General features: G+C 62.4%; 20 protein-coding genes and 1 pseudogene. 12 read left to right on the forward strand and 9 right to left on the reverse strand.

Going from position 1 to position 24,813, the window contains the following annotated elements:
• Positions 1 to 24: 24 nt before the first annotated feature.
• Positions 25 to 165 (reverse strand): annotated as a pseudogene (locus RWJ89_RS21870) (alpha/beta fold hydrolase); the annotation flags it as partial.
• Between the two features lie 159 nt (positions 166 to 324).
• On the opposite strand from RWJ89_RS21870, the gene RWJ89_RS21875 reads away from it, so the two are divergent.
• Together RWJ89_RS21875 and RWJ89_RS21880 are read left to right on the forward strand one after the other, a co-directional pair.
• Positions 325 to 1,467 carry a M24 family metallopeptidase gene (locus RWJ89_RS21875; RefSeq protein WP_222062086.1) on the forward strand — a complete coding sequence of 381 codons (1,143 nt, stop codon included), beginning with the start codon at positions 325 to 327 and terminating at the stop codon, positions 1,465 to 1,467.
• Between the two features lie 308 nt (positions 1,468 to 1,775).
• Positions 1,776 to 2,516 carry a DUF4231 domain-containing protein gene (locus RWJ89_RS21880; RefSeq protein ID WP_165503859.1) on the forward strand — a complete coding sequence of 247 codons (741 nt, stop codon included), beginning with the start codon at positions 1,776 to 1,778 and terminating at the stop codon, positions 2,514 to 2,516.
• 98 nt (positions 2,517 to 2,614) lie between these two features.
• Here RWJ89_RS21880 and RWJ89_RS21885 read toward each other — a convergent pair whose 3' ends face one another.
• A complete protein-coding gene (locus tag RWJ89_RS21885) occupies positions 2,615 to 3,973 on the reverse strand; it encodes an alpha-L-fucosidase (RefSeq protein ID WP_376775283.1) in 1,359 nt (452 codons plus the stop codon).
• Positions 3,974 to 4,041: 68 nt separating this feature from the next.
• A complete protein-coding gene (locus RWJ89_RS21890; RefSeq protein ID WP_077980944.1) occupies positions 4,042 to 5,049 on the reverse strand; it encodes a LacI family DNA-binding transcriptional regulator in 1,008 nt (335 codons plus the stop codon).
• A 193-nt stretch (positions 5,050 to 5,242) separates the two neighbouring features.
• Between RWJ89_RS21890 and RWJ89_RS21895 the strand changes: the two genes are divergently transcribed.
• From RWJ89_RS21895 to RWJ89_RS21940, 10 genes are all read left to right on the forward strand, one after another.
• Positions 5,243 to 7,168 carry an ABC transporter substrate-binding protein gene (locus tag RWJ89_RS21895; RefSeq protein ID WP_131665709.1) on the forward strand — a complete coding sequence of 642 codons (1,926 nt, stop codon included), beginning with the start codon at positions 5,243 to 5,245 and terminating at the stop codon, positions 7,166 to 7,168.
• A 107-nt stretch (positions 7,169 to 7,275) separates the two neighbouring features.
• Positions 7,276 to 8,262 (forward strand): ABC transporter permease, encoded by a 987-nt coding sequence (locus RWJ89_RS21900; protein ID WP_017958352.1) that lies wholly within the window; start codon positions 7,276 to 7,278, stop codon positions 8,260 to 8,262.
• Between the two features lie 12 nt (positions 8,263 to 8,274).
• A complete protein-coding gene (locus RWJ89_RS21905; RefSeq protein WP_077980946.1) occupies positions 8,275 to 9,408 on the forward strand; it encodes an ABC transporter permease in 1,134 nt (377 codons plus the stop codon).
• Positions 9,398 to 10,447 carry an ABC transporter ATP-binding protein gene (locus RWJ89_RS21910; RefSeq protein ID WP_131665711.1) on the forward strand — a complete coding sequence of 350 codons (1,050 nt, stop codon included), beginning with the start codon at positions 9,398 to 9,400 and terminating at the stop codon, positions 10,445 to 10,447. The genes RWJ89_RS21905 and RWJ89_RS21910 overlap by 11 nt, the downstream gene beginning before the upstream one ends.
• Positions 10,447 to 11,505 carry an ABC transporter ATP-binding protein gene (locus RWJ89_RS21915; RefSeq protein ID WP_170269508.1) on the forward strand — a complete coding sequence of 353 codons (1,059 nt, stop codon included), beginning with the start codon at positions 10,447 to 10,449 and terminating at the stop codon, positions 11,503 to 11,505. Before RWJ89_RS21910 ends, RWJ89_RS21915 begins: the two co-directional genes overlap by 1 nt.
• Positions 11,505 to 12,338 carry a 5-deoxy-glucuronate isomerase gene (locus RWJ89_RS21920; RefSeq protein WP_131642025.1) on the forward strand — a complete coding sequence of 278 codons (834 nt, stop codon included), beginning with the start codon at positions 11,505 to 11,507 and terminating at the stop codon, positions 12,336 to 12,338. The genes RWJ89_RS21915 and RWJ89_RS21920 overlap by 1 nt, the downstream gene beginning before the upstream one ends.
• Before the next feature lie 69 nt (positions 12,339 to 12,407).
• The gene (locus RWJ89_RS21925) at positions 12,408 to 14,270 is read left to right on the forward strand and encodes a GH39 family glycosyl hydrolase (protein WP_221980385.1); all 1,863 of its coding nucleotides are present in this window, start codon (positions 12,408 to 12,410) and stop codon (positions 14,268 to 14,270) included.
• A 29-nt stretch (positions 14,271 to 14,299) separates the two neighbouring features.
• Positions 14,300 to 15,118: a sugar phosphate isomerase/epimerase family protein gene (locus RWJ89_RS21930; protein WP_221985415.1), complete on the forward strand. Its 819-nt coding sequence runs from the start codon at positions 14,300 to 14,302 to the stop codon at positions 15,116 to 15,118.
• Positions 15,119 to 15,122: 4 nt separating this feature from the next.
• Positions 15,123 to 16,139, forward strand: a complete 1,017-nt coding sequence (locus RWJ89_RS21935; RefSeq protein WP_316031425.1) for a hydroxyacid dehydrogenase — start codon at positions 15,123 to 15,125, stop codon at positions 16,137 to 16,139.
• Positions 16,136 to 17,557, forward strand: coding sequence for a mandelate racemase (locus tag RWJ89_RS21940; protein ID WP_221980379.1), 1,422 nt, complete (start codon positions 16,136 to 16,138; stop codon positions 17,555 to 17,557). Before RWJ89_RS21935 ends, RWJ89_RS21940 begins: the two co-directional genes overlap by 4 nt.
• Positions 17,558 to 17,692: 135 nt before the next feature.
• Here RWJ89_RS21940 and RWJ89_RS21945 read toward each other — a convergent pair whose 3' ends face one another.
• Genes RWJ89_RS21945 through RWJ89_RS21970 form a run of 6 tightly spaced genes read right to left on the reverse strand, consistent with a single transcriptional unit; the run spans position 17,693 to position 24,732 of the window.
• Positions 17,693 to 18,529 carry an HpcH/HpaI aldolase/citrate lyase family protein gene (locus RWJ89_RS21945; RefSeq protein ID WP_221980377.1) on the reverse strand — a complete coding sequence of 279 codons (837 nt, stop codon included), beginning with the start codon at positions 18,527 to 18,529 and terminating at the stop codon, positions 17,693 to 17,695.
• Positions 18,526 to 18,978, reverse strand: coding sequence for a MaoC family dehydratase (locus RWJ89_RS21950; protein WP_011654322.1), 453 nt, complete (start codon positions 18,976 to 18,978; stop codon positions 18,526 to 18,528). The genes RWJ89_RS21945 and RWJ89_RS21950 overlap by 4 nt, the downstream gene beginning before the upstream one ends.
• Positions 18,978 to 20,843, reverse strand: coding sequence for an acetyl/propionyl/methylcrotonyl-CoA carboxylase subunit alpha (locus RWJ89_RS21955; protein ID WP_222062065.1), 1,866 nt, complete (start codon positions 20,841 to 20,843; stop codon positions 18,978 to 18,980). Before RWJ89_RS21955 ends, RWJ89_RS21950 begins: the two co-directional genes overlap by 1 nt.
• 7 nt (positions 20,844 to 20,850) lie before the next feature.
• Positions 20,851 to 22,461 carry a carboxyl transferase domain-containing protein gene (locus RWJ89_RS21960; RefSeq protein WP_221999877.1) on the reverse strand — a complete coding sequence of 537 codons (1,611 nt, stop codon included), beginning with the start codon at positions 22,459 to 22,461 and terminating at the stop codon, positions 20,851 to 20,853.
• The gene (locus RWJ89_RS21965; RefSeq protein ID WP_222011504.1) at positions 22,458 to 23,603 is read right to left on the reverse strand and encodes an isovaleryl-CoA dehydrogenase; all 1,146 of its coding nucleotides are present in this window, start codon (positions 23,601 to 23,603) and stop codon (positions 22,458 to 22,460) included. Before RWJ89_RS21965 ends, RWJ89_RS21960 begins: the two co-directional genes overlap by 4 nt.
• Positions 23,604 to 23,646: 43 nt before the next feature.
• Positions 23,647 to 24,732: an AraC family transcriptional regulator gene (locus RWJ89_RS21970; RefSeq protein WP_222011505.1), complete on the reverse strand. Its 1,086-nt coding sequence runs from the start codon at positions 24,730 to 24,732 to the stop codon at positions 23,647 to 23,649.
• Between the last annotated feature and the right edge of the window lie 81 nt (positions 24,733 to 24,813).

The raw sequence follows: 24,813 nt of genomic DNA on the forward strand, positions 1-24,813 counted from the left end.
AACCGTTGGAGCCTCAGGAGGCGAGGGGGCGCCCTGCTCCCTGACCAAGTTTATCAGCCTGCGCAGGACAGCCGCCGACTGGCGAACGCCGTCATGTTCGAATTCGTTGGTCACCCATGCCTGCACATTGGCTACGTGGCGCGCCGTTTCGAGCGAAAGCCCGGCAGCGGTGCGTCTTCAAGCTTCAGCAAGCCATGGCGGCCATCGCTCTCCTCATTTTCATGTCGACATATTGCCTACAGCGGCATTAGTGTCGGTTCAAGATCCTGGCTGCAAGGCGAGGGCTTCATCGATCTGGAAGCGCAGGAAAAGCAGGAAAACAACATGTCGTGGCAGCATACGGTACCCCGCATAACTGAGGATGAACGGCAGAACCGCCTCGCCAGGCTTCGCAAAATGATCGAAGCCGAAGGATTGGCTGCCGTGCTTCTTGGGCCGACCGAAAGCCTGCATTACTTCACGGGGCTGGTCTGGCATCCAAGCGAGAGGTTCCTCGGCGCGCTCGTCACGTCCGCGACCATTTCCTACATCGTTCCGGGGTTCGAGCGCAGCCGTGTCGAAACGCTGCCGCATCTGCCGGGGGAAATCCTGGTCTGGGAAGAGGAGGAGAGCAGTGCCGTTCTCATCGCCCGCCTTGTTGCCCAGGGCGGCAGACTTGCCCTCGACGATGGTTTGCCGCTTTTCTTCTATCATGCATTGGCAGCGGAGATGGGCGCGGTGAGGCTTGCCGATAGCGGGCGGCTGATCCGCGACCTGCGTTGCATCAAATCGGCCGCGGAGATTGCCCTCATTCAGTATGCGATGGACCTGACGCTTGACGTCCACAGGCAAGTGCATGGGCTTTTGAAGCCGGGCATCAAATCATCCGAGGTGGTCGATTTCATCGACCGGCAGCATCGCCAGGCCGGCGCTGATGCCGGCTCGACATTCTGCATCGTCTCCTTCGGCGCGGCGACCTCGCTTCCGCATGGCGCCGACGGCGATCAGGTCCTTGGTCGCGATGACGTCATTCTCATCGATACAGGCTGCCGGATCGACGGTTATCATTCCGATATCACCAGGACCTATATGCTGGAGGGCGGCGAAAGCGCATTCGAACGGGCCTGGTGGATCGAGCGCGAGGCGCAACAGGCCGTCTTCGACGCAGCCCGGATCGGCGCCGCCTGCTCGAGCCTCGACGATGCGGCCCGCAAGGTGCTTGCCAAACACTCCCTCGGCCCCAACTATCGCCTGCCAGGTTTGCCGCATCGCACCGGTCATGGCCTCGGGCTCGAGATCCACGAGGAACCCTACATCGTTCGCGGCAACGACGCGCCGCTTGCCGCCGGCATGTGTTTTTCCAACGAACCGATGATCGTCTTCCCCGGGAAATTCGGGATCCGGCTGGAAGACCATTTGTACATGACCGCCGAGGGACCATGCTGGCTGACCAATCCGGCGGCGGGACCGACCGAGCCATTCTCCTGAGCAGGCCCCATCTCCTGCCCGCTCGGGCAGCGCCGGTTTTCAAGTGGCTGTCAGGCGGCTGACGATCGCTCACGCCGCGCAGATCGTCCGACAGAACCAGGAATATATTGCCCGCGATCTCGGCCGGCAGCCGGCGATCAGCGTAGCCTGAAGCGACCGGATTGAAGACGCGGAGGCTGCCCCGGCCCGTACATTAGCGAGGGTAGCCGGAAATTCGATCCGTAAAGTATTACTTCACAAACGTTACTTGCTTTCTGGCGTGGTAAAAGGTTGACTATGGTTAACCCTATAGTCTCGAGGATAGGATGATGGATTTGTTCAGAAGGGAGGGGGATGACCACGCTCAACTGAAGAAAATGACACTGACTGGCAGATATAGAAATATAGCAGCGATGCTTTCGATAGCCGTGGTTGCCCTGTCTATATTCTTGATATCGTTTGGTGCTTTAATTGAATTTTTTCAACCTTCGTTTTTGTCAAACGTCATTCTCGACGACGTCCCCTTGCACTACATCGCCTGGTTCATGATTACCTTCGGGATCACTATCGCCGTCATCAACGTGATTTTGGCAGCAAGACGGGAGATCGAGCAAGAAACGGCCGAAAGCATGCTTCCATCGGATGCAGCCGAGATCAAAAGGCAGGCTTTGCGTGACCTTCGAACACATCGAAACGGCTATGCGCGCTCCTCCAAGGTCAATCAATATCTCTGGAATTTTCTCACATTGGGGATCATCGTTTTGAGCGGTCTCTCATCGTTGTTTTCCGCCTACGGCCCGGTTGTCCCCAATTGGCTGCCAATGACCGCTTCCGCGCTCGTGGCACTTTTCGGCGTTATAATGGTTCAATTTCGCGTCAGGGATGTCTGGCAATTGCGAGAGCAGGGAAGGATTGAGGCGGAGGTGCTCGTCGCCGATGCCCACCTCATCGAGACAACTGACAATCTTGCAACGCTCAAACAGGCTGCCGCCCTCAGAAGGCGCGCCCATGCGCTCGAGATGAAACAACTCAACCAGCTCTTCGTGGAAACCACCGAAGCCAATCCGTAAGCCACTGTCGGCTTATGGCGGGGCGGAGCCGTTCTGAGCCGGCATATGCCCCGCCCGCTCGGGCAATCTATCTCAGCTGCGCGATCGTCCGCCGCCCTTTAATCCTGAATGCCGGAGGAGCTCCCCGCCTTGAGCTTAACTTCGATGACCGGGACCACGATCTGAGGTCGGCGCACCGGCAGGACGAATGTCATTTGATCATCACCGACGGGGAACTGGGTGTTTGCCCACAAGGTATTGGCGGACGGGCGCAGCCAGGTGACCTCGCTGCCATCATGCAGGAATTGCGCATATTCGACTTTCCCCGCCAGCGCATCGAAATGCAGATGGCGATAGGGCCAGTTGAAGAGGTGGATATAGAGACGATCGCCATTCTGGGTCAGGCGGCAGTCGGCCGGCGCGGTGAAGTCGGACTGGGTGCAGCCGACGATGCTGCGCTCGTGCAGCGCCATCCACTCCTCATAAGCGGCAAGGGCCGCAATCGCTCGGTGGTCGAGCGTGCCGCGCGCCGTCGGGCCGACATTCATCAGCAGATTTCCGCCCATGGCAACGGTACCTACCAACATCTGCACCAGTTGTTCCGTGCTTTTCCACGTATCTTCGTCTCGGTGATAGCCCCAGGAACCGCTGAGCGTGTGGCACGCTTCCCAGACGACGCGTCTGCCATCGCGGAGCGGCCGGGCGCGCGGCATATATTGCTCCGGCGTGACGATGTCGGGCTGCAGGCCGGCGAGATCGAGCCGATTGTTGATGATGATGTCGGGGGCAAGCTCGCGCACCAGGCGCACGAGTTTCTCGCTTTCCCAATCCTGATGGCCCTTTCCGACCAATTCTCCGAGCTTCCATTGCGGATAGCTGAAATCGAACCACATGATGTCGATCTGCCCGAACTCAGTCAGCAATTCGCGGACCTGCGCGCGCATGAAGGCGGCATAGCGCTGCATGTCGCGGCCTTCGTTGATTTTCAGCGCATCGGGATGATTGCGCTGCGGGTGGCGCGGATCGACCGTGAAGTCGGGATGATGCCAGTCGATCAGCGAATAGTAGAACCCGATCCTCAGGCCCTCTGCGCGGAAAGCGTCGACGAATGGACCCAGCAGATCCCGCCCATAAGGCGTGTTGGTCACCTTGAAGTCGGTCGCCTTGGTATCCCAGAGGCAGAAGCCTTCGTGGTGCTTGGTGGTCAGCACGACATATTTCATGCCGGCCGCCTTTGCGCGTCTGGCCCATTCTCTGGGGTCGTAGAGATCGGGATCGAAATGATCGAAATATTTCTGGTAGTCGGCATCATCAAGTTCTTCGCGGCTCTTGACCCATTCATGGCGTGCCGGCAGGGCGTAAAGCCCCCAATGCACGAACATGCCGAACCGGTCGTGGACGAACCAGGCCTTCTTCTCCTCGGGCAGGGCCAGTGACTGCAGATTGCTGATATCCATCGGATACTCCTCCTGTTCCAAGCTTTAAGAGTTGGAGCATGATGTCTTCCGAAAACCGCTCACACTTTTCGGCATCATGCTCCGGGCGTTCAGGTTGTTTCGCGGATGATGAGCTCGGGCACGATGACGATGCCGTGCTGGCGATTTCTGGTGGCGATGCGGCTGAGCAGCAGACGCACGGCTTCCTCTCCCATTTCGCGTTTTTGCACCCGCAAGGTGGTGAGCGCCGGGGACAGCAGTTCGGCAGTCGGAATATCGTCGAAACCGATCAGGGCGATTTGCCCGGGGATCGAAATACCGGCGGCCCGGCAGACCTTCATGGCGCCAATTGCGTTAAGGTCGTTGTAGCAGACGAGAGCATCGATGCCGGGCGCCTCCGCCAGCAATTGCGCGGCCGCCGTTTGGCCGCCTGCCGCGGTGGGATCGCAATAAACGATGCCTTGCGCCTTGAGCCCGTGGGCTGCCAGCGTCTTGCGAAAGCCGACAAGACGGCTCTTGCCGCCAAACGAACTGCGCGGCCCGGCGATGATCGCGATCCTGCGGCGCCCGCGCTCGACGAGATGGTCGATGGCACGCGAAGCTCCCGTCTCGTAGTCGGTGACGATCGTCCCGGCGACCTCGTTGGGCGCCTCGCGGTTGATGAGCACCACGGCGCGGTGGGGCGCAAGCGCCTTGTGCAGCGCGGCATCGGGCAGCCGCGGGCTGCAGACGATGATCCCGTCGACCCGGTGCCGCAGCAGCGTTTCGATGAGCTCTTCCTCCCGCTTGCTGTTTTCGACGACATTGGACAGAAGCAGATTGTAGCCGGCGGCGCTCGCGGCATCCTCGGCTCCCCTGATGACTTCGGGAAAGAACGGATTGGTGATGTCGGGAACGAGAAGGCCGATGGCCTTCGATCGATCGGACCGCAACCCGCGCGCAAAGGGATTGGGCCGGTAATTGAGTTCGCTCGCCGCTAAAATAATGCGCTGACTGGTCTCCGCGCTGGCTCCGCCCCGATCATTGAGCACGCGCGATACCGTCATCGGCGATACCCCTGCGGCGCGAGCGACATCGGCAATGGTTATTTTGGATTCTGGCTCTTTAGGGCGGCTCAACTGGATAGTCTCATCAAAATGGGCGGGAATCTACGATAACGATAACTAACATAATTTCGGGGAAAGCCAAGGCTGATATGGGCATGGATGGGGCTCCGAGAATCTCTTTGACAAGATTTAACGGTAACGATAACGTTAAAGAAAGAGGAGAATACGTTAACGATAACCTATAGCGGAATATTGGGAGGAAAGAATGCAACACGTCAGAATCTTAAGACGGCAGGTTGTCTCGACCGTTGCCGCGGCGATCCTCATGGGTGCCGGCTGGGCCGGTGTCGCATTCGGCTTTGAGGAGTCGCCCGAACTGAAGGCGCTCGTCGATGCCGGCAAACTGCCGCCGGTCGAAAAGCGGCTGCCCAAGGAGCCGCTGGTGCTCACTCCGCTTGAATCGGTCGGTACCTACGGCGGCACCTGGCGCACCGCCACCTTTGGCGGTGGCGACAGCGAGATCGAACGTTCGATCGGCTATACAAGACTGGTCCGCTGGAATCCTGAATGGACCGAAGTGATCCCCGATATCGCCAAGAGCGTCGAGGTCAATGCCAATGCCACCGAATATACGTTTACCTTGCGGGAAGGCACGCGCTGGTCGGACGGCGAGCCGTTTACCGCAGACGATCTTGTGTGGTGGAACGAGAACGTGCTTCGCAACACCAAGATCACCCCTGCCGCACCCAACTGGCTGACCGCAGGCGGAGAGACCGTCAAGGTCGAAAAGCTCGCCGACGACAAGGTCGCCTTCAAGTTTGCCGCGCCGAACGGCCTGTTCCTGATGAACATGGCGACCGTGCGCGGCTCCGATATTCTGGCGGCCGCGCCGGCGCACTACCTCAAGCAATTCCACAAGGATTTCAATCCCGACGGCGTCGACGCCCTGGTGAAAGCAGCCGGCGCAACCGACTGGGTCCAGCTCTTCAACAACAAGATCGGCTTTCCCGGCCGCTGGCGCGATCTCGGCCGTCCAACGCTCGATGCCTGGGTGTTGACCGCGCCCTATAACGGCACCACCCAGGTCGTCGCGGAACGCAATCCATACTATGCCAAGGTGGATACCGCAGGAAACCAGCTGCCTTACTTCGATCGGATCACCATTGATGTGATGCAGGATACCCAGGCCATCATCCTGAAGGCGATTAGCGGCGAAATCGACATGCAGAACCGCTTCATCGAGACGACGGACGCCCGTACGGTGATCGTGCAGAACCAGGAGAAAGGCGGCTACGGCCTGTTCATCGCCCGGCCGGCGTGGTCGAACGCCCTACTGATCACCCTGAACCAGACCCACAAGAATCCGGCCTTGCGGGCTGTCTTTTCCAACAAGGATTTCCGCATCGGCCTCAGCTACGCCATCAACCGCGAAGAGCTCAACCAGCTGATCTATGCCGGACAGGCCAAGCCTTATCAGGCAGCACCGCGCGAAGGCACTGCGCTCTACGACGAGAAGATGGCGACGCAGTATCTGGAGTATAATGTCGATCTCGCCAATCAGTATCTCGACAAGGCCGGCCTCACCAAACGTGACGCGGAAGGCTATCGCCTCGGTCAGGACGGCAAGCGGATTACCTTTGCGATCGACGCCTTGACCGGAAGCCCGATCCAGGTGGACGCCCTTGAGATGATCCAGCGCTACTGGCGGGCTGTCGGCATCGACATGCAGCCCCGCCCGGCCGAACGTTCGCTGATCTTCTCCCGCCTGCAGAACAACGAGAATGACGGCCTTGGATGGGTCGGCGGCGGTGGCTACGACTTCCTCGGCCTGCTCGATCCAAAATGGTATTTCCCGCACGAATACGAATCGAGCTTCGCGACAGCCTGGGGCCTCTATTACCAGAACCCCAAGGATCCGAACGCGCAAGAACCGAGCCCCGCTGCCAAGAAGCAGATGGATCTCTACCGGCAGGTGAAGGAAGCGCCGACGCTGGAAAAGCAGTTGGCCGCGATGAAGGAACTGCTGGCGATCACCCGTGACGAATTCTACGTCATCGGCACGAACCTGGAGCCGGACCGCGTAGGAATCGTCAAGACCAATATGCGCAATGTCCCGAAGGTCATTCCGAGCACGTCGTTCTACATGACGCCGGGGCCGGCAAAGCCCGAGACCTTCTACTACCAGCAATAACGGATCGCGACCGACAGGGATGGCGCCCGCGGGCGCCATCCCATCGACACCAGCCCAGTCCCAATCATCCAATCCGATCGGCGATCGCCGATTGAAGGAGCTTGACCATGGCCGGCTTCATCATCAGACGCCTGCTTTATATGATCCCGATGATGTTTGCGATTTCCGTCGTGACCTTCATCATCATCCAGTTGCCGCCCGGCGACTTCCTGACCGCGCTGACCGCGCGTCTTGCCTCCCAGAACGAAACGATCGATCCCAGCGTCATCGCCGGGCTGCGTGAACGTTATGGCCTCGATCAGCCCTGGGCCGTCCAATACTGGAAATGGATCAGCGGCATCCTGCTGCGCGGCGATTTCGGCCAGTCCCTCGATTGGAACAAGCCGGTCAGCGAGCTGATCTGGGCCCGCATGGGCCTGACGATGGTGGTCTCGGTCACCACGCTGCTCTTCGTCTGGGCGGTGGCCTTTCCGATCGGCATCTATTCGGCCGTGCGGCAATATTCGGTGGGAGATTACGTTGCCACCTTCTTCGGCTTTCTCGGCCTTGCCATCCCGAACTTCCTGCTGGCGCTGGTGCTGATGTATGTTTCGGCACAGTATTTCGGCCAAAGCACCGGCGGGCTGTTTTCACCCGCCTATATCAATGCAGTGTGGAGCTGGGCCAAGCTCGGCGATCTCATTTCGCATATGTGGATCCCGGTCGTCGTTCTCGGCACCGGCGCCACTGCGGCGCTGATTCGCATCATGCGCGCCAATCTGCTCGACGAACTCAACAAGCCCTATGTCGACATGGCCCGCGCCCGGGGCTTGAGCGAAATCCGGCTGCTGTTGAAATATCCCGTGCGGGTGGCGCTTAACCCGTTCATCTCGACCGTCGGCTGGGTGCTGCCGCACCTCGTTTCCGGCTCTGTGGTGGTCTCCATCGTTCTTAGCCTGCCGATCACCGGGCCACTGCTGCTCAACGCCCTCTTTGCCCAGGACATGTATCTGGCCGGCACTTTCATCCTGCTGATGAGCATGCTGACGCTGATCGGCACGCTGATTTCGGACCTGCTGCTCGCCTGGCTCGATCCACGCATTCGCAACGGCTGAAGGACGAGACCAATGACCGATCAAGCCATCGCGCTACAGCCCGAACTGATCCAGAATTCCGACGCGGTCGCCGGGCAGTGGAAGCTCATCTGGCGGCGCTTCCGTCGCCATCGGCTGGCGCTGGCGGCAGGCGTCGTCATCTTTTTGATCTACCTGGTCGCCTTGTTTGCCGAGGTTCTCGCCCCGGTTTCATCGCAGACCTACGATTCCCGCTACACCTATGCGCCGCCGCAGCAGATCAAGTTCGCCGGCTACGACGCGGCCGGACAGTTTCATCCGCTCTACGTCAACGGTTATTCGATGAAGGTTGACCCGATCGCGCTCAGCCGCAATTATGTGCCCGATCCGGCCGTCGTCATCCCCCTCGGCTTCTTCGTCAAGGGCGAACCCTACCGGCTCTGGGGGCTGTTCGATTTCGACCGGCACCTGATCGGCCCGATCGAGATGGGCAAACCATTCTACCTGTTCGGCGCCGACCGCCTCGGTCGCGACGTCTTCAGCCGGACGGTCCACGGCACGCGCGTTTCGATGTCCGTGGGGCTTATCGGGGTGGCAATCAGCCTCATCCTCGGCATCGTCCTGGGCGGCATCTCGGGCCTCTACGGCGGCTGGGTGGACGATGTCATCCAGCGTTCCATCGAACTCATCAACTCTATCCCGACCATCCCGCTGTGGATGGGCCTTGCGGCTGCCGTCCCGATCAGCGCCGATCCGATCCTGGTCTATCTCTGGATCACCATCATCCTGTCACTGATCGGCTGGACCGACCTGGCGCGGGTGGTGCGCGGCCGCTTCCTGTCGCTCAAGACGGAAGACTTCGTCATCGCCGCCCGTCTCGACGGCTGTTCGCAGATGCGCATCATCTGGCGGCACATGGTCCCGTCCTTCATGAGCCACATCATCGCCTCGGTGACGCTCGCCATCCCGACGATGATCCTCGCGGAAACCGCGCTCTCCTTCCTCGGCATCGGCCTGCGCCCGCCGGTGGTGAGTTGGGGCGTGCTGCTTCAGGAGGCGCAGAACATTCTCGCCGTCTCGAGCGCGCCCTGGCTGTTTCTTCCGGGCCTCGCGGTGATCGTCACCGTGCTCGCCCTCAATTTCCTCGGTGATGGATTACGCGATGCTGCAGATCCCTATGAATACTGATCCCAATTTTGCCGCTGCCGGCGGCCGGCACGGGGAGCGCGACCCGCTGATCGAGGTCGTTGATCTCAGGACCCATTTCTTCGGCGGTGCGGGCACCATCAAGGCGGTCGACGGCGTCTCCTTTTCCATCCCGCGCGGCAAGACGGTCTGCGTCGTCGGCGAATCCGGTTCGGGCAAGAGCATCACCGGCCGCTCGATCCTCAACCAGGTCCCGCGGGGAGGGCGGATCGTCTCGGGGGCCATCCGCTACCGGCCGGATCCGGCAGCACCCTCCGTCGACTTGGCGGCGCTTGATCCGCGCGGCCACGATATGCGGGCGATCCGCGGCGCCCAGATCGGTCTGATCAGCCAAGAGCCGATGGCGGCACTTTCCCCCGTCCATACGATCGGCAACCAGATGGTCGAGGTGATCCGCCTGCATCTGAAGATGGGAAAGAAGGAGGCGCGCGAACATGCAATAGAGACATTGGCTCTGGTCGGCATCCCGCGGCCAGCCGAGCGTATGGAAAACTATGCCTTCCAGTTTTCCGGCGGCATGCGCCAGCGCGTCTGCATCGCCTTGGCGCTCGCCTGCCGCCCCAAGCTGCTGATCGCCGACGAACCGACGACGGCGCTCGATGTGACCACCCAGGCTAATATCCTCGATCTCCTGGCTTCGCTGCAGGCCGAATTCGGGCTCTCGGTGCTGTTCGTGACCCATGATCTCGGCGTGGTGGCCGAGATCGCCGACGAGGTCGTCGTCATGTATGTCGGCCGGGTCGTGGAGGCAGGCGATGTCGAGACGATCTTCCATGCACCTGTTCATCCCTACACCAAGGCGCTGCTGCAATCGGTCCCGCGCATGCACGGGCAACCCACCGAACGGCTCGCGATCATCGACGGCATGGTGCCCTCGCGTTTCAACCGGCCCCCAGGCTGCAGCTTTCATCCCCGATGCAAAGAGGCAAGGGCAGGCCTGTGCGACCAAAATGATCCGCAGCCCGTCGCCATCGGCGACGGGCATGTCGCCAGCTGTCTGCTTTACGAAGGAAGACAATGATGGCCGATCCCATGACGCAACCAAGCCCGCTGCTCGAACTGAACGATCTCAGGATGCATTTCCCCATTCGCAAGGGCGCATTCCGGCGTGTGGTCGGACACGTCAAGGCAGTCGACGGCGTTTCCCTTCGTGTCGAGGATGGCGAAACACTCGGTATTGTCGGGGAGTCCGGATGCGGCAAGTCCACGCTTGCGCGCACGGTGCTCCGCATCTATCAGCCGACGAGCGGCGAAATCCGCTATCGCAGCCGCAGCGGCGGCACCGTCGATCTCGCGGCTTTGTCGGGTTCTGCCCTCGACGAAATCCATCGCGACCTGCGCATCGTGTTTCAGGATCCGCAATCTTCGCTCAATCCGCGCCTTCCTGTCATCGACATCATCGGTGAGGTGCTTGGTGTCAACGGCATCGCCAAGGGCCGGGAACTCGAGCACCGGGTCGCCGAGCTGATGCAGAGCGTCGGCCTGCGGCCCGAATATATGCACCGCTATCCCCATGCTTTCTCCGGCGGGGAGCGCCAGCGCATCGGCATCGCCCGGGCGCTGGCCTCCAATCCCCGGCTGGTGATCGCCGATGAGGCCGTCTCGGCGCTCGATGTCAGCGTGCAGGCACAAACCATCAACCTCCTGCAGGACCTGCAGGAACAGTTCGGTCTGACCTATCTCTTCGTCGCCCACGACCTCTCGGTCGTCCGGCATATCTCGGATAACATTGCCGTTATGTATGTCGGCCGGGTCGTCGAAAAGGCGCCGACGGAGCAGATCTTCTCGCGCCCGCTCCATCCCTACACCGAAGCGCTGCTCTCGGCGGTGCCGATCGCCGATCCGCGGATGCGCCGCCACGGCCAGCGCATCCGGCTGGCGGGCGAGGTTGCCGATCCCGCCCATCCGCCTCCCGGCTGCGCATTTCATCCGCGTTGTCGCTACGCCACCGAGCTCTGCAAGCAGGAGGTGCCGGGCTTACGCACCGTCACGGCCGATGGGCACGCAGTGGCCTGTCATTACGCCGAATCCCTGACGCTTAATCCCTTTGCCGACCGTATCGTTCCGGAGTTCAATTGATGCCCGAATTCATTCCACGCTCCGAGCAGCGTCCCATTGTGGATACCTCCTCCACGACGCTCGATCTCATCTACTTCGATCTCGTCACGCTCGCCTCCAACGAGCAGGACATCCGGCGGCTGCCCACGCACGAAAGCCTCTACGTCGTGCTGTCGGGTCAGGTGGATATCGAAGTCGATGACATGATGTTCGAAGCGGTGGGCCGGCGAGCCGATATCTGGGGAGGCGATGCGGACTCGGTTTACGCGCCCGTCGGCGCCAATGTCCGGATATCGGCTCGTGGCGCGGCAGCGGAAGTCGCCATCGCCGGCGGCCTCTGCGACACGCGCTACGCCGCGTTTCGCATCACGCCGGATGAGGTCGATGCGGTCAATGTCGGCTCTCCGGATACGCATAGCCAGCGACGGATCGTCCATCTGCTCGGCCAACGGCAGAACGGGCGCTGCGGCAACCTGCTGGTGAGCGAACTTTATGCCGGCGAGGGGTGCTGGTCCGGCTATCCCCCTCACAAGCACGATACCGAAGACGGCGATGTCGAGACCCGGCACGAAGAACTCTATCACTACCGCTTCCAGCCCGAGACCGGCTTCGGCAGCCAGATCACCTATGACGACGACGGTCCGGTCAAGATCCTCATGACCCGCAACGGCGACACTGTCCTGGTCGACCGAGGTTACCACCCGACGGTCACCTCGCCGGGGCACCGGGGCTATATCTTCACCATTCTCGTCGGCAAGCATCGCCGGGGGCTGATCCAGCGCTTCGATCCCGCCCATCAGCATCTGACCAAAACCATACCCGGCATCGATGCGATGCGCGACAAGTTCAAATAATCCGGCTCCTGGCTTCGTGCGCCAATAGTGCGGCGCACTGCCAACCTTCCGCCCAAGGAGAGACGACCCATGCGTGAACGTACGCGAATAAACGTTGATGCCAGTGAAGCGGTACGCCCGTTCAACCGGTTCTGGCGCGGCACCGGCTTTTCGCCGGCCGAGCTGCTGCTCGAGCCCGAGATGCGGCAGATGCTTGCCTATATCGGCGGCCTGCCGAATGAGGGCATCCGGTTCCTGCGGGTGCATTATCTCTACAATCTGCTGAGTGCGAGGGGCGGCGGCTATGACTGGTCGCTGCTCGACCGCGCGCTCGACGTGATGATCGAACACCGCCTGAAGCCGTTTTTCGAGCTGATGGGCAACCCATCGGGCCTCTTCACCGACTATGAGGACATGGATCAGGTCAGGCGCTGGCGGGATCTCGTGACGGCAACGGTCGACCGCTATGGCGCCCGTTACGGCATGGACGAATTGCGTACATGGTATTTCGAAACGACGAACGAGGCCGATTCCGGCTGGTGGACCTACGGGATCAAGGGTTACACCAACTACTACGACGCCTGCGTCGCCGGGCTCGACGCCATCGATCCCACCTTGCCGATGGGCGGACCCGGCACCGCTCGCACGCTGTCGCCGATCTTTCGCGCCCTCATGGCCCATTGCGACAGCGGCACGAGCTGCCTGACCGGCGATGGCCCGCCGCGCCTCGATTACATCTCGATCCACGAAAAGGGCGTCAACGGCAGCAAGGAAGACCTGACCCCGAAAACCCACGGTATCGTCGACCGCACGCTTCTCGTCGTCGACTACCTCAAGGAGCATCACCCGCGCCTCGCGGGCCTGCCCATCATCAACGATGAATGCGATCCGCAGCTCGGCTGGAGCGATCACCATAGCTGGCATGGCAAAGCCTATTACGCCGGGATCATCGCCCGCATCATCGAACAGCACGACCGGCGCATCATCGCCCCGAAAGCGGCGAATTTCACTTTCCTCAGCAATGACCACGCCTTTATCGGCGGCTGGAGCCAGCGCACGATTTTTGCCTATTTCGGTTCGCGCAATTTCACCAAGGCGCAGTGGGAGCACAAGACCAATCTGGACATGCTGGTCACGGATGTCGACAGGGCGCCGCCCTTCGACATCATCAAGAAGCCTGGCCTCACATCGATGGAACTGCTGGCAACGCTTGGCGATACCGTTTGCAAGGTGACGGCCGAACCGCCGCTTGCGCCAGACCAGGATGGCCTGGCGATCCTGCCGACGCGGCTGCCGGGTGGCGGTGTTTCCATCAGCCTCATCCATAGCGTCGATGCCATCAACCGTTCGGGCCGGACCGCCGTCCGTCTCGAGGTGAGCGGTTTGGTTCCCGGCCGCCACGCGCTTTGCCTGCTGCGCATCGACGAGGAATTCACCAACCCGATGGAGGTCTGGGAAGCCCAGCACGACGAAAGCAACCCGCGCGGCCCCTTCGAGCCGGTCGGCGCACCGCCCGCACCTGATGAAGCGCAGTTCGCCGAAATGCGCCGGGCGCAGGAGCCCGCCTTGCTGCATCCGATCAGCGTCGTCGAATGCGACGAAGGCCGGATCAGTGTCGACCTCGATGTGCCATTGCCGTCGCTGACGCAGGTGCTAATCGTTCCCGATATCGGCGCGCCCCCGGCGGCACCTGCCGGCCTTGTCGTCGAACGCTACCTCGGTCTTGGCGGTCGGGAGGAGCGCATGCTGTTCTGGGCTGCCGGCGATGCCGGACCGGCCATCTTCTACGATGTCCTGGTCAGCACCGATGGGGGGACTTTTGAAAAGGTCAGTCCGGCGCCGCTGATCTCGACAGCATTCCTGCACATGTCGCCGCCGCAGGGCGTGCGTTATGCGGTGTGCGCCCGCGATGCATTCGGGCGCCGCAGCGAACTTTGTCTCTCCCGCTCATGAACAATGCCTTTCTGCCTGGGATCTGATCCATGGATATCGCCTACTTCACCAAGACCCTGGAAGGTCTGCCGCTCGCGAAGGCGGCCGAGATTACGGCCGGTTTGGGGTTCGATTGCGCCGATCTCCTTATTCGCGATGGCCACGCCGTTTCCCCTGACAGGCCGGAGGAGATCGTCAATGCGGTAAAGTTCTTTGCCGCGGAGGGCCTGCGCACGCCGATGGCGACAATCGATTCCACGCAGCCCGACGACGCCACATCCCGGCTGCTCGGTTGTTGCGGCGAGGCCGGCATCGGGCAGGTCCGGCTTGGCTTCTGGCGCTACGACCCGTCGCGGCGCTGGCAGGTCCAGGTCGATGACGCGCGGCGCGATCTCGACGGCTTCGAGCGCCTGGCCGAACGCTTCGGCATCAAGCTGACGATCCAGCTTCACGGCGGCACCCTGCACAGCTCGGGCGCGCTCGCCGTGCGATTGCTGGCCGGGCGTGATCCCATCAGGATAGGCGCCTATCCCGATCCGGCCAATCAGATCATTCGCGAGGGGAGCGAGGATTGGCGTCTGACCCTTGATATTCTCGATCCGTGGTTCTGCTGCATGGGCGTCAAGAACAGCGGTTGGTCGCCCGGCGCTTACGGATCCAACGGCCAGCGCGCCTGGCATTCCGACTGGTACGGGCTCGACGAAGGCATGGTGCCCTGGAACGAAATTGTCCCGCATCTGGTGGCCACAGAATTTGCCGGCGTGCTCTCGATGCATTCCCAATACCGCGTCTCTAGAGAGCAGGCGCTCGACAAGGTCCGCGCCGATCTTGCCCATCTCCGGCGCCTGGTCGCCGCAGCGAAAGAGTAGAACCATGATTGAACAGGCTCCCGTTATCGCCGTACTGCTGACCGAAAAGACCCGCCGGATGATGCTGGACGATGTGGCGATTGCCCAGTTGAACGCTCTTGGCGAGGTGCGTTGGCCGACCGGTGCCGCAATCGACGCTGCCGATGTCGACCAGCTGCTGCAGGGCGCTGTCGCGTGCCTCACCGGATGGGGCACGCCGCCCTTCGATCCCACCGCGCGCCAACGCCATCCGCAACTCGCCCTCGTCGCCCATTCGGCAGGCAGCGTCCGAACACTCGTTCCCGCCCGTCTGTTCGACGATGGCCTTCGCGTCACCCATGCCGCCTCGAAAATTGCCGCCTCGGTTGCCGAGTTCGTCGTCGCCGAAGCGCTGCTCGCCATGCGCGGCATTCATCGGCTGCATCATCAATTGCGCAACGGTGGCGAATGGCTCGACGTCCGCGCGGCCGTGCCGCAGAGATTGCTTGGCGCCAGAACGGTCGGCATCGTCGGTGCCGGATATGTCGGGCGGGCGGTCATGCGGCTGCTCGTCCCATTCGGCTGCCGCGTACTGGTCGTCGATCCGTTTCTCCATGATACCGAGGCTGCTGCGCTCGGCGTTTTCAGAGCCGGGCTGAACGATATGCTGGCCCAGGCAGATGTGGTCTCTCTGCATGCGCCTGTCCTGCCCGAAACGCGCCGCATGATCGGTGCCCGCGAACTGGCGCTACTGCGCCCCGGCACGCTGTTCATCAACACGGCGCGCGCGGAGCTGGTCGACGAGGCGGCGCTGCTCGCCGAGATCCACTCCGGCCGTATCGAAGCGGCTCTTGATGTCTTCGACAACGAGCCGCTGCCTCCGGACAGTCCCTTCCGCGATCCCGCACTGGCCAATGTCACCATTTCGCCGCATGCCGCCGGTCACACCGAAGAGGCGCACTTCGCCCAAGGCCAGGCCATGGTGGACGAGATCGGCCGGCTGCTTCGCGGGGAGCCGCTCCATCACGAAGTGTCGCGCGCCATGCTCGACCGGATGGCATGACCGTGGACAGAAACATTGGAGGTTCCGTGACGGCGCCGCGTATCAGAATCATCGAGATCGACGCCTTCGAGCGCGATATCAGGCTGCGCCTGCCGTTCCGCTTTGGTGCGGCAACCCTCGAAAAGGCGCCGCAAGCCTTCCTCAGGGTCCGCGTCGAGGATGAAGAGGGGCGAACCGCCCTTGGTGCGGCCGCCGAGATGATGGTGCCGAAATGGTTCGACAAGAATCCGGCCTTCACGCCGGCGCAAAATGTCGATCAGTTGCGCACCTCGATCCGTACCGCTGCGGCTGCTTCGCTCGAACCGTCTGCGCCGGCGACACTGTTTGCCGCCGCCCGCCTGAACGAGATGGAGACCGTGCGGCGCCTGCCTGGAAATCCATTGGCCGCCTGTTTCGGCCCTTCGCTGATCGCCCGCGCCGCGCTCGATGCCTATTGCCGCCTTGCCGGCATTTCCTTCTTCGAGGCGGTGCGGAGCAACCTCGTCGGCATCGGCGGCCCCATGCTGCCCGACGATATCGACGTGGATGCAGCGTTGGCGGTGCTTTCCGATCTTCGTCCTGCCGGCGCGATCTCGGCCCGGCATACGATCGGGCTTGTCGATCCGATCACCGAGGGCGATATCGTCCATCCCGTCGACGACGGCCTGCCGGAAAGCCTCGAGGCGGTGATAACACGCTATGGCAACCGCTGGTTCAAGATCAAGCTTTCGGGCACGATCGATGCCGATATCGACCGCCTGACCAGGATCGCCGCCGTGCTGGACCGCCTGCCCGACTATCGGGTGACGGTCGACGGCAACGAACAGTTTGGCGCCGCCGAACAGCTTGCCGCCTTGCTGGCACAAATCGAGGCGACGCCGCGGCTGGCGAGGTTGCGTGCGGCCATTGCCTTTGTCGAACAGCCATTCTCGCGCGCGATCACCATGGAAACGTCGCTGGGGGACCTGGCGGCGCAATTGCTCTTCCTGATCGATGAGAGCGACGACGGCGACGGCGCCTTCGCCGGTGCCAGGCGGCTGGGATATACCGGCGTCTCCTCGAAGACCTGCAAGGGCATCTACCGTTCGCTCATGAAGGCGATCCGCATCAGAACCGGAACCGTGCCGGGACTGTTCCTTTCGGGCGAGGATCTGACCTGCCAGGCGGGGCTTGCCGTGCAGCAGGATCTGGCGCTGGTCTCGCTGCTCGGCCTCTCTCATGTCGAGCGCAACGGCCATCACTATGTCGCCGGCATGCAGGGTGCGCCGCAGGCCGAGAAGGCGCGCTTTGCCGCGGCCCATCCCGATCTCTACGAGCAGGGTGCCGATGGACCGCTCCTGTCGATCCGCGACGGCCGGATCGCCATCGGCTCGCTCGGGGCGGTCGGCTACGCGAGCGGCGCCTTGCCCGATTTCGCAGCCATGAAGCCAATGTTATGACGCCCGACCCAACGTGCAGCAGGTCGCCAAAGGCTATGTGGACCTTTATGTCCCGGTCGGTGCCGGCTACCTCACAGGACAAGGGCCTGTGGCCTCCGAACGAGCGGGGAAGTCAGGCTGAAGGCGGCTTCTTGACTATCGCCCGGCCACATCCAGGATGCGCATCGCAAGCTTGAGATGCGGCAAATCCAACATGCGCCCATCAAGCTGAACGACGCCCGCGTCGGGCCTGGCGGCGAAGGCGGCGGCGACTTTCTCGGCCCAGGCGACCTCGGACGGATCCGGCGTGAAGGCGTGATTGATCACCTCGACCTGGCTCGGATGGATGGCCATCATACCGGAAAAGCCATCGCGCCGGGCGCGGCCGACATAGGCCCTGAGACCGCCCAGATCGCGGAAATCTGGATAGACGGTGTCGATCGCCGGAACGGCGGCGGCATGGGCTCCGAATAGCGTGAGCGAACGGGCAAGCTCGTAAGGTGGCGTATAGCGGCCATCCGTCCTCCGCGCGGTCGCAGCCCCCATCGCGGCCGGCAGATCCTCAGCCCCCCAGGTCAGGCCGCAGAGGCTGGTTGAGACATCCCGGTAGCTGCCGATCTCGAAGATCGCAGATGGCGTTTCGGTTGCGATCGGCAAGATGGGAATTGCAGATGCAAGAGAGCCTGCGAGCTTCAGCACCGAGGCGGCACCCTCGGCCTTCGGCAGCACGATCGCGAAAGGATGAAGGCCGCTCAAAGCGGCAAGGTCGTCTTCGAATTCTTGCGAGGCGAGGGGGTTGATGCGGATAAGAAGAGGGGTCTCGCCGGCATGATGCAAGACGAATTCGTGCACGCTCTCTCGCGCTTTCGGCTTGTTTAGGGGCGCAACCGAATCTTCCAGGTCGAGAATGACGGCATCGGCGCCCGAGGCAAGCGCTTTTTCGAAACGCTCCGGCCGGTCACCGGGTGCAAAGAGCAGCGAGCGCAGCCTCATGACGGTTTCACCTTCAGCATTGCCGTGCGCAGGCACTGGCAGACGATCTCGCCGCGCTGGTTCAGGGTGATATGCCGGAAGGTGACGATGCCGGCATCGGGGCGGGAGTTCGAGCGACGCAGCTCCATCACCTCCGTTTCCACCCGCAGCGTATCGCCGATGAAGACCGGCTTCGGCATCGTCACCTTGTCATAGCCGAGATTGGCGACGAGCGTGCCGAGCGTGGTGTCGCCGACCGAAAGGCCGACGGTGAGCGCGAAGGTGAAGGTGCCGTTGACGACGATCCGGCCGAATTCGGTGCCGGCCGCATAGTCGGCATCGAGATGCAGAGGCTGCGGATTGTGGGAAAGCGTCGTGAAGAGCAGATTGTCGGTCTCGGTGACCGTGCGACGGATGTCGTGGGCGATGCGGTCGCCGACCGTCCACTCGTCGAAATAACGGCCGGCCATCAATCCTGCTCCTTCACAATGCTGACGACCAGCTGGTTTTCCGAGACCCTGATCCCCGAGGCAACCTGCAGTTTTTCGACGATGCCGTCGAAGGGCGCACGCAGAGAATGTTCCATTTTCATCGCTTCGACCGTCAGCAGGCGGTCCCCCTTGGCGACCCGATCGCCTTCGGCGACATCCACCGAAATGACGAGGCCGGGCATGGGCGAAAGGATCGCGCCGTCGCCGGCACCCTGACTTGCTTCGACTTCGCTGGCGACCGGCAGGCTGATCGGCCAGGCGTTGCCGGCGTCGAAAAGCACCGTGGTTTCACCGATCGTGACTGTATTTGCCTCAAGCTCCGGACGTGATTGCCCCCAATGGAGGTGATCGCCGATACGGATGCGCACCCTTTTGTCATCCGCGCCGGCGATGCGGAACCCGGTCAGCGCAGACCAGGGATCACCATCCGTATTTTTTGAAAGCACGGTGGCCGCGGTGTCGATTGCGGTTTCGCTCGGCTCCGTCGCCACAAGCCTGTCGCCATGGCGGTCGAGAAAGCCGGTATCGATCCGAGCTGCGCGAAAATCCGGATCGACGGCGATGCGGGTGAGAAGGCCGGCATTGGATCTGACCGGCCAGACCTCGATCTCTGCGCAGGCGGCTGCGAGCTTCGAAAGTGCGGCCTCGCGGTTCGGCCCATGGGCGACAATCTTGGCAATCATCGGGTCATAGAAGGCGGTGATGTCATCCCCTTGCTCGACGCCGCTATCGACGCGGATTGTTTCTGGCAGGCTGAGATGTTCGAGCCGGCCTGTCGAGGGCAGATAGCCGGCGGCAGGATTTTCGGCATAGAGCCGGGCTTCGAAGGCCCAGCCGTTCATGGCAATCTCGTCCTGCATTTTCGGCAGCGGCTCGCCGCTAGCGACCTTCAACTGCCAGAGCACCAGATCCTCGCCAGTAATTGCCTCGGTGACCGGGTGTTCCACCTGCAGGCGGGTGTTCATCTCCATGAACCAGATGCGATCTTCGCGAAGGCCTTCCGAGGCATCGGCGATGAATTCGATGGTGCCGGCGCCGACATAGTTGACCGCTCTTGCGGCCTTCACTGCCGCATCGCAGATCAATGCCCGGGTAGCGGCATCGAGGCCGGGGGCAGGGGCCTCCTCGATGACCTTCTGGTGACGGCGCTGCAGCGAACAATCGCGTTCGAAGAGATGAACGTAGTTGCCGAGCGTATCGGCGAAAACCTGCACCTCGATATGGCGCGGATTGGCGATATAGCGTTCGATCAGAACGCGGTCGTCGCCGAAGGCGGCGGCCGCCTCACGGCGGCAGGAGGCGAGACGTTCGGCGAAATCCTGCGGGCGATCGACGCGGCGCATGCCCTTGCCGCCGCCACCGGCGACCGCCTTGATGAGCACGGGATAACCGATGTTTTCCGCCTCGGCCGTCAGTCTCTCTTCGCTCTGGTCCGCGCCCATATAGCCGGGGGTCACGGGCACGCCGGCTGCCTGCATCAATTCCTTGGCGGCATCCTTAAGGCCCATGGCACGGATGGCCGCCGGCGGCGCGCCGACCCAGAGGATGCCGGCCTTTTCCACCGCTTCGGCAAATTCGGCATTTTCCGAAAGAAAACCGTAGCCGGGATGGATCGCAGCAGCGCCGGTTTTCCGGGCGGCATCGAGGATGCGGGTCTGAGAGAGATAGCTCTCGCGTGCCGGCGCCGGGCCGATGGCAATCGCCTCGTCCGCCTCCCTGACGTAGGGCAGGCCGGCATCGGCTTCGGAATAGACGGCGATGGTGCGGATGCCGAGCATCTTGGCCGAGCGGATGATGCGGCGGGCGATTTCGCCCCTGTTGGCAATGAGAAGACTTTCCATCATCGGCGCCTCACATCCTGAACAGGCCGAAGCGCGGCCCTTTCGGGATCGGCGCATTCAGACAGGCGGAAAAGGCAAGGCCCAGCACATCCCGGGTCTGGCGCGGATCGATGATGCCGTCGTCCCAGAGGCGAGCCGTGGCATAATAGGGATTTCCCTCGGCCTCGTAGCCGGCGCGGATCGGCGCCTTGAAGGCTTCCTCCTCGTCAATAGGCCAATTCTCACCGCGCGCCTCCATGGAGTCTCGGCGGATCGTGGCGAGCACCGAGGCCGCCTGTTCGCCGCCCATCACGCTGATGCGGCTGTTCGGCCAGGTGAAGAGAAAGCGCGGGCGATAGGCGCGGCCGCACATGCCGTAATTGCCGGCGCCGAAGCTGCCGCCGATGATGACCGTGACCTTCGGCACGCTCGCGGTCGCAACCGCCATCACCAGCTTTGCCCCATCCTTGGCGATGCCGCCGGCCTCATAGCGACCGCCGACCATGAAGCCGGAGATGTTTTGCAGAAAGAGCAAAGGCACGCGGCGCTGGCAGGCAAGCTCGATGAAATGCGCGCCTTTCAGCGCGCTTTCGGAGAAGAGAACGCCGTTATTGGCGATGACGGCGACAGGCATGCCCCAGATGCGGGCGAAGCCGCAGACCAGTGTGGCGCCGTAGAGCGGCTTGAACTCATGCAGTTCCGAGCCATCGACGATCCGGCCGATGACCTCGCGCACATCATAGGGCGAGCGAACATCCTCCGGGATGAGGCCGCAGAGATCCTCTGGATCGAGCTTCGGCGGTCGTGGCCGCTGCAGGTCGATGTCGACTGATTTCACGCTGTTGAGGGTGGCTGCGATATCGCGAACGAGCAGCAGCGCATGTTCGTCGTTTTCGGCCACATGATCGACGACGCCGGAGCGGCGGCCATGGGTTTCGGCGCCGCCGAGCTCTTCGGCCGAGATGATCTCGCCGGTTGCGGCCTTCACCAGCGGCGGGCCGGCGAGGAAGATCGTGCCGTGGTTGCGCACAATGACCGTTTCGTCGGACATGGCGGGCACATAGGCGCCGCCGGCGGTACAGCTTCCCATAACGCAGGCGATCTGCGGAATGCCTTCGGCCGACATCTGGGCCTGGTTGTAGAAGATCGCGCCGAAATGGTCGCGGTCGGGAAAGACTTCGGCCTGATGCGGAAGATTGGCGCCGCCGCTATCGACCAGATAGAGACAGGGCAACCGGTTCTGCATGGCGATCTCCTGCGCCCGGAGATGTTTCTTCACCGTCATCGGGAAATAGGCACCGCCCTTCACCGTCGCGTCATTGGCGACGATCATCACCTCGCGGCCGGCAACGCGGCCGATGCCTGATATGATGCCGGCGCCGGGCGCCTCGTCATCATACATGCCGTTGGCTGCCAGCGTGCCGATCTCCAGGAACGGGCTGCCGGCATCGAGCAAAAGCTGGATGCGGTCGCGCGGCAGCAGCTTACCTTTGCCGGTATGGCGCTCGCGCGCTGTCTGCGATCCGCCCTCGCGCGCTTTCGCCGAACGATTGTGGAGTTCGTCGATCAGGGCTTTGTTTTTGCTGGCATTGGCCTTGAAGCTGTCGCTGTCGCGGTCGATCGCAGTCGAAATAACCGTCATGACGCAATGAGCTCCCGGCCGATCAGGTAGCGGCGGATCTCATTGGTGCCGGCGCCGATATCGTAAAGCTTGGCGTCGCGCAAAAAGCGCTCGACCGGCCATTCCTTGGTATAGCCGGCGCCGCCGAGCGCCTGGATCGCCTCCAGCGAGACCTTCACGGCATTTTCGCTGGCAAAGAGGATTGCAGCAGCTGCATCCGTGCGCGTCGCGCGGCCGGCATCGCAGGCGCGGGCGACGGAATAGACATAAGCGCGCGCCGAATTCAGCGCGACATACATGTCGGCGATCTTGCCCTGCATCAGCTGGAAATCGCCGATCGCTTTGCCGAACTGTTTGCGATCGCGCACATAGGGCAGCACGACATCGAGGCAGGCCTGCATGATGCCGAGCGGCCCGGCGGCAAGCACGGCGCGCTCATAGTCGAGGCCGGACATGAGGATCTTCACGCCTTCTCCCTCCCGGCCCATCAGCGCCTCGGCCGGCACCGCGCAATCCTCGAAGACCAGTTCGGCCGTGTCGCTGCCGCGCATGCCGAGTTTGGAGAGTTTCTTGGAGACGCTGAAACCGGGCAGGCCCTTCTCGATAATCAAGGCGGAAATGCCTTTCGGGCCGGCTGCGGGATCGGTCTTGGCATAGACAACAAGCACGTCGGCATGCGGCGCGTTGGTGATCCAGAACTTGGTGCCGTTCAGAATATAGCGATCGCCTTTTTTCTCGGCACGCAACCGCATGGAGACGACATCGGAACCGGCGCCGACCTCCGACATGGCGAGCGAACCGACATGTTCGCCGGAGATCAGCTTCGGCAGGTGGCTGCGCTTTTGCTCCGGCGAGGCCCAGCGGCGGATCTGGTTGACGCAGAGATTGGAATGGGCGCCGTAGCTCAGGCCGACGGAGGCCGAGGCGCGAGAAATTTCCTCCATGGCGACGACATGATCGAGGTAACCGAGACCGGCGCCGCCGAATTCTTCCTCGACGGTGATTCCGTGCAGGCCGAGCGCGCCCATCTCAGGCCAGAGCTGGCGTGGAAACGTGTTGCTTTCGTCGATCTCCGCAGCCAGCGGAGCAATATGATCGGCGGCAAACCGCGCCGTCGTTTCACGGATCGCGTCCGCGGTTTCGCCGAGCGAAAAATCAAACATGGCACTCCTCCCGCTGAAATATGTAGCGCGGGTTGCGGCGGGTTCAAAGTGCTCTTGAATGCGATGGCTCATCCAATTGCGAGAGAGCTTCCTCCCGGCGAAAGGCTTCGGGGCTCTTGCCCATCCATTTGCGGAAGGCTCGGAAGAAGGCGCTCGGCTCGGAATAGCCGAGTTGCACGGCAATCTCGCCGATGGTCTTCGGCGTGTTCAGCAGCAGTTCGACGGCGAGATCCCGGCGGATGTCGTCCTTGATGGCGGCATAGCTTTGTCCCTCGTCGCGCAGGCGGTGACGGAGAGTGGAGGGCGGCATGCGCATATCGGCGGCAAGCTCGGCAAAACTCCGCCACATGGCAGGCGTTGCCTGGTTCAAGCGCCGGCGGATGGCGGCGGCGATGCCGGCATCATAGCGGTAGCGCACAAGAATATTGGCGGGCGCGCCGCGGAGGAACTGTTTGAGCGCCTGTTCGCTGCGCGCCACCGGCAGATCCAGCAAGGCGCTGTCGAATCCGAGACGGCTGACCGGTTGCGAGAAACGCACTGGTGCACCGAAGAACAGCCGGTAGTCGGCGCCTTGTTTGGGCTCGGCGCAGCGGAAATCGACGAGGCGGATCGGAATGCGCCGGCCGACCAGCCAACAGATGATGCCGTGCAGGATGATCCAGTAGGTGCGGTAGGCGAAGGCCGAACGCGGGCCGCCGGCATCGCTGAGCTCGATCTCGGCCAGACCGTCGCGGATGACGAGCCGTCCTCGGGGGTCGTCGAGCACGACATCGAGGAAGCGTAGCGCCCGGCGTAGCGCATGACCCAGCGTCGGCGCATGCAGCACGGAGTGGCAGAGCAGCGTGAAGCTGCCGCTGCGCATCGGTCGGCCCCCCATGCCGAAGAATTCATCGTCGAGTTCGGCGGCGATCGCCAGCCAGAGCGCGCCATAGGTCTCTGCCGAAACCGGCTGATCGACCGGGGATGCCAGGCCGACGTGGGCAAGAATAGGCTCTATCGGCTTATCCAGCCGCCGCAGACTGTCGAGTGCCTCCTCGACAAAGGCCGGTGCAATCATGCGTCGCTCGACTTCGGCCATCGCGCCCTCTCTATGGCAAAACTGTCCGAAATAATGGAGCAGTTCTGTCATCGCTTGCAATAGGCCGACGGAATAGAATCCTCTCATTCGGCTGAGCCTGGAGGAGGCGCGGCCGGTAGGGAGGAACAGATT

Source organism: Rhizobium sp. 10PS4, from assembly GCF_032464805.1.
GTDB lineage: Bacteria > Pseudomonadota > Alphaproteobacteria > Rhizobiales > Rhizobiaceae > Rhizobium > Rhizobium laguerreae.

Bases quoted from the DNA above. Each gene is read 5' to 3' on its own strand.
- RWJ89_RS21875 (WP_222062086.1), top strand. From the start codon at position 325: ATGTCGTGGCAGCATACGGTACCCCGCATAACTGAGGATGAACGGCAG.
- RWJ89_RS21880 (WP_165503859.1), top strand. From the start codon at position 1,776: ATGGATTTGTTCAGAAGGGAGGGGGATGACCACGCTCAACTGAAGAAA.
- RWJ89_RS21895 (WP_131665709.1), top strand. From the start codon at position 5,243: ATGCAACACGTCAGAATCTTAAGACGGCAGGTTGTCTCGACCGTTGCC.
- RWJ89_RS21900 (WP_017958352.1), top strand. From the start codon at position 7,276: ATGGCCGGCTTCATCATCAGACGCCTGCTTTATATGATCCCGATGATG.
- RWJ89_RS21905 (WP_077980946.1), top strand. From the start codon at position 8,275: ATGACCGATCAAGCCATCGCGCTACAGCCCGAACTGATCCAGAATTCC.
- RWJ89_RS21910 (WP_131665711.1), top strand. From the start codon at position 9,398: ATGAATACTGATCCCAATTTTGCCGCTGCCGGCGGCCGGCACGGGGAG.
- RWJ89_RS21915 (WP_170269508.1), top strand. From the start codon at position 10,447: ATGGCCGATCCCATGACGCAACCAAGCCCGCTGCTCGAACTGAACGAT.
- RWJ89_RS21920 (WP_131642025.1), top strand. From the start codon at position 11,505: ATGCCCGAATTCATTCCACGCTCCGAGCAGCGTCCCATTGTGGATACC.
- RWJ89_RS21925 (WP_221980385.1), top strand. From the start codon at position 12,408: ATGCGTGAACGTACGCGAATAAACGTTGATGCCAGTGAAGCGGTACGC.
- RWJ89_RS21930 (WP_221985415.1), top strand. From the start codon at position 14,300: ATGGATATCGCCTACTTCACCAAGACCCTGGAAGGTCTGCCGCTCGCG.
- RWJ89_RS21935 (WP_316031425.1), top strand. From the start codon at position 15,123: ATGATTGAACAGGCTCCCGTTATCGCCGTACTGCTGACCGAAAAGACC.
- RWJ89_RS21940 (WP_221980379.1), top strand. From the start codon at position 16,136: ATGACCGTGGACAGAAACATTGGAGGTTCCGTGACGGCGCCGCGTATC.
- RWJ89_RS21945 (WP_221980377.1), bottom strand. From the start codon at position 18,529: ATGAGGCTGCGCTCGCTGCTCTTTGCACCCGGTGACCGGCCGGAGCGT.
- RWJ89_RS21950 (WP_011654322.1), bottom strand. From the start codon at position 18,978: ATGGCCGGCCGTTATTTCGACGAGTGGACGGTCGGCGACCGCATCGCC.
- RWJ89_RS21955 (WP_222062065.1), bottom strand. From the start codon at position 20,843: ATGATGGAAAGTCTTCTCATTGCCAACAGGGGCGAAATCGCCCGCCGC.
- RWJ89_RS21960 (WP_221999877.1), bottom strand. From the start codon at position 22,461: ATGACGGTTATTTCGACTGCGATCGACCGCGACAGCGACAGCTTCAAG.
- RWJ89_RS21965 (WP_222011504.1), bottom strand. From the start codon at position 23,603: ATGTTTGATTTTTCGCTCGGCGAAACCGCGGACGCGATCCGTGAAACG.
- RWJ89_RS21970 (WP_222011505.1), bottom strand. From the start codon at position 24,732: ATGACAGAACTGCTCCATTATTTCGGACAGTTTTGCCATAGAGAGGGC.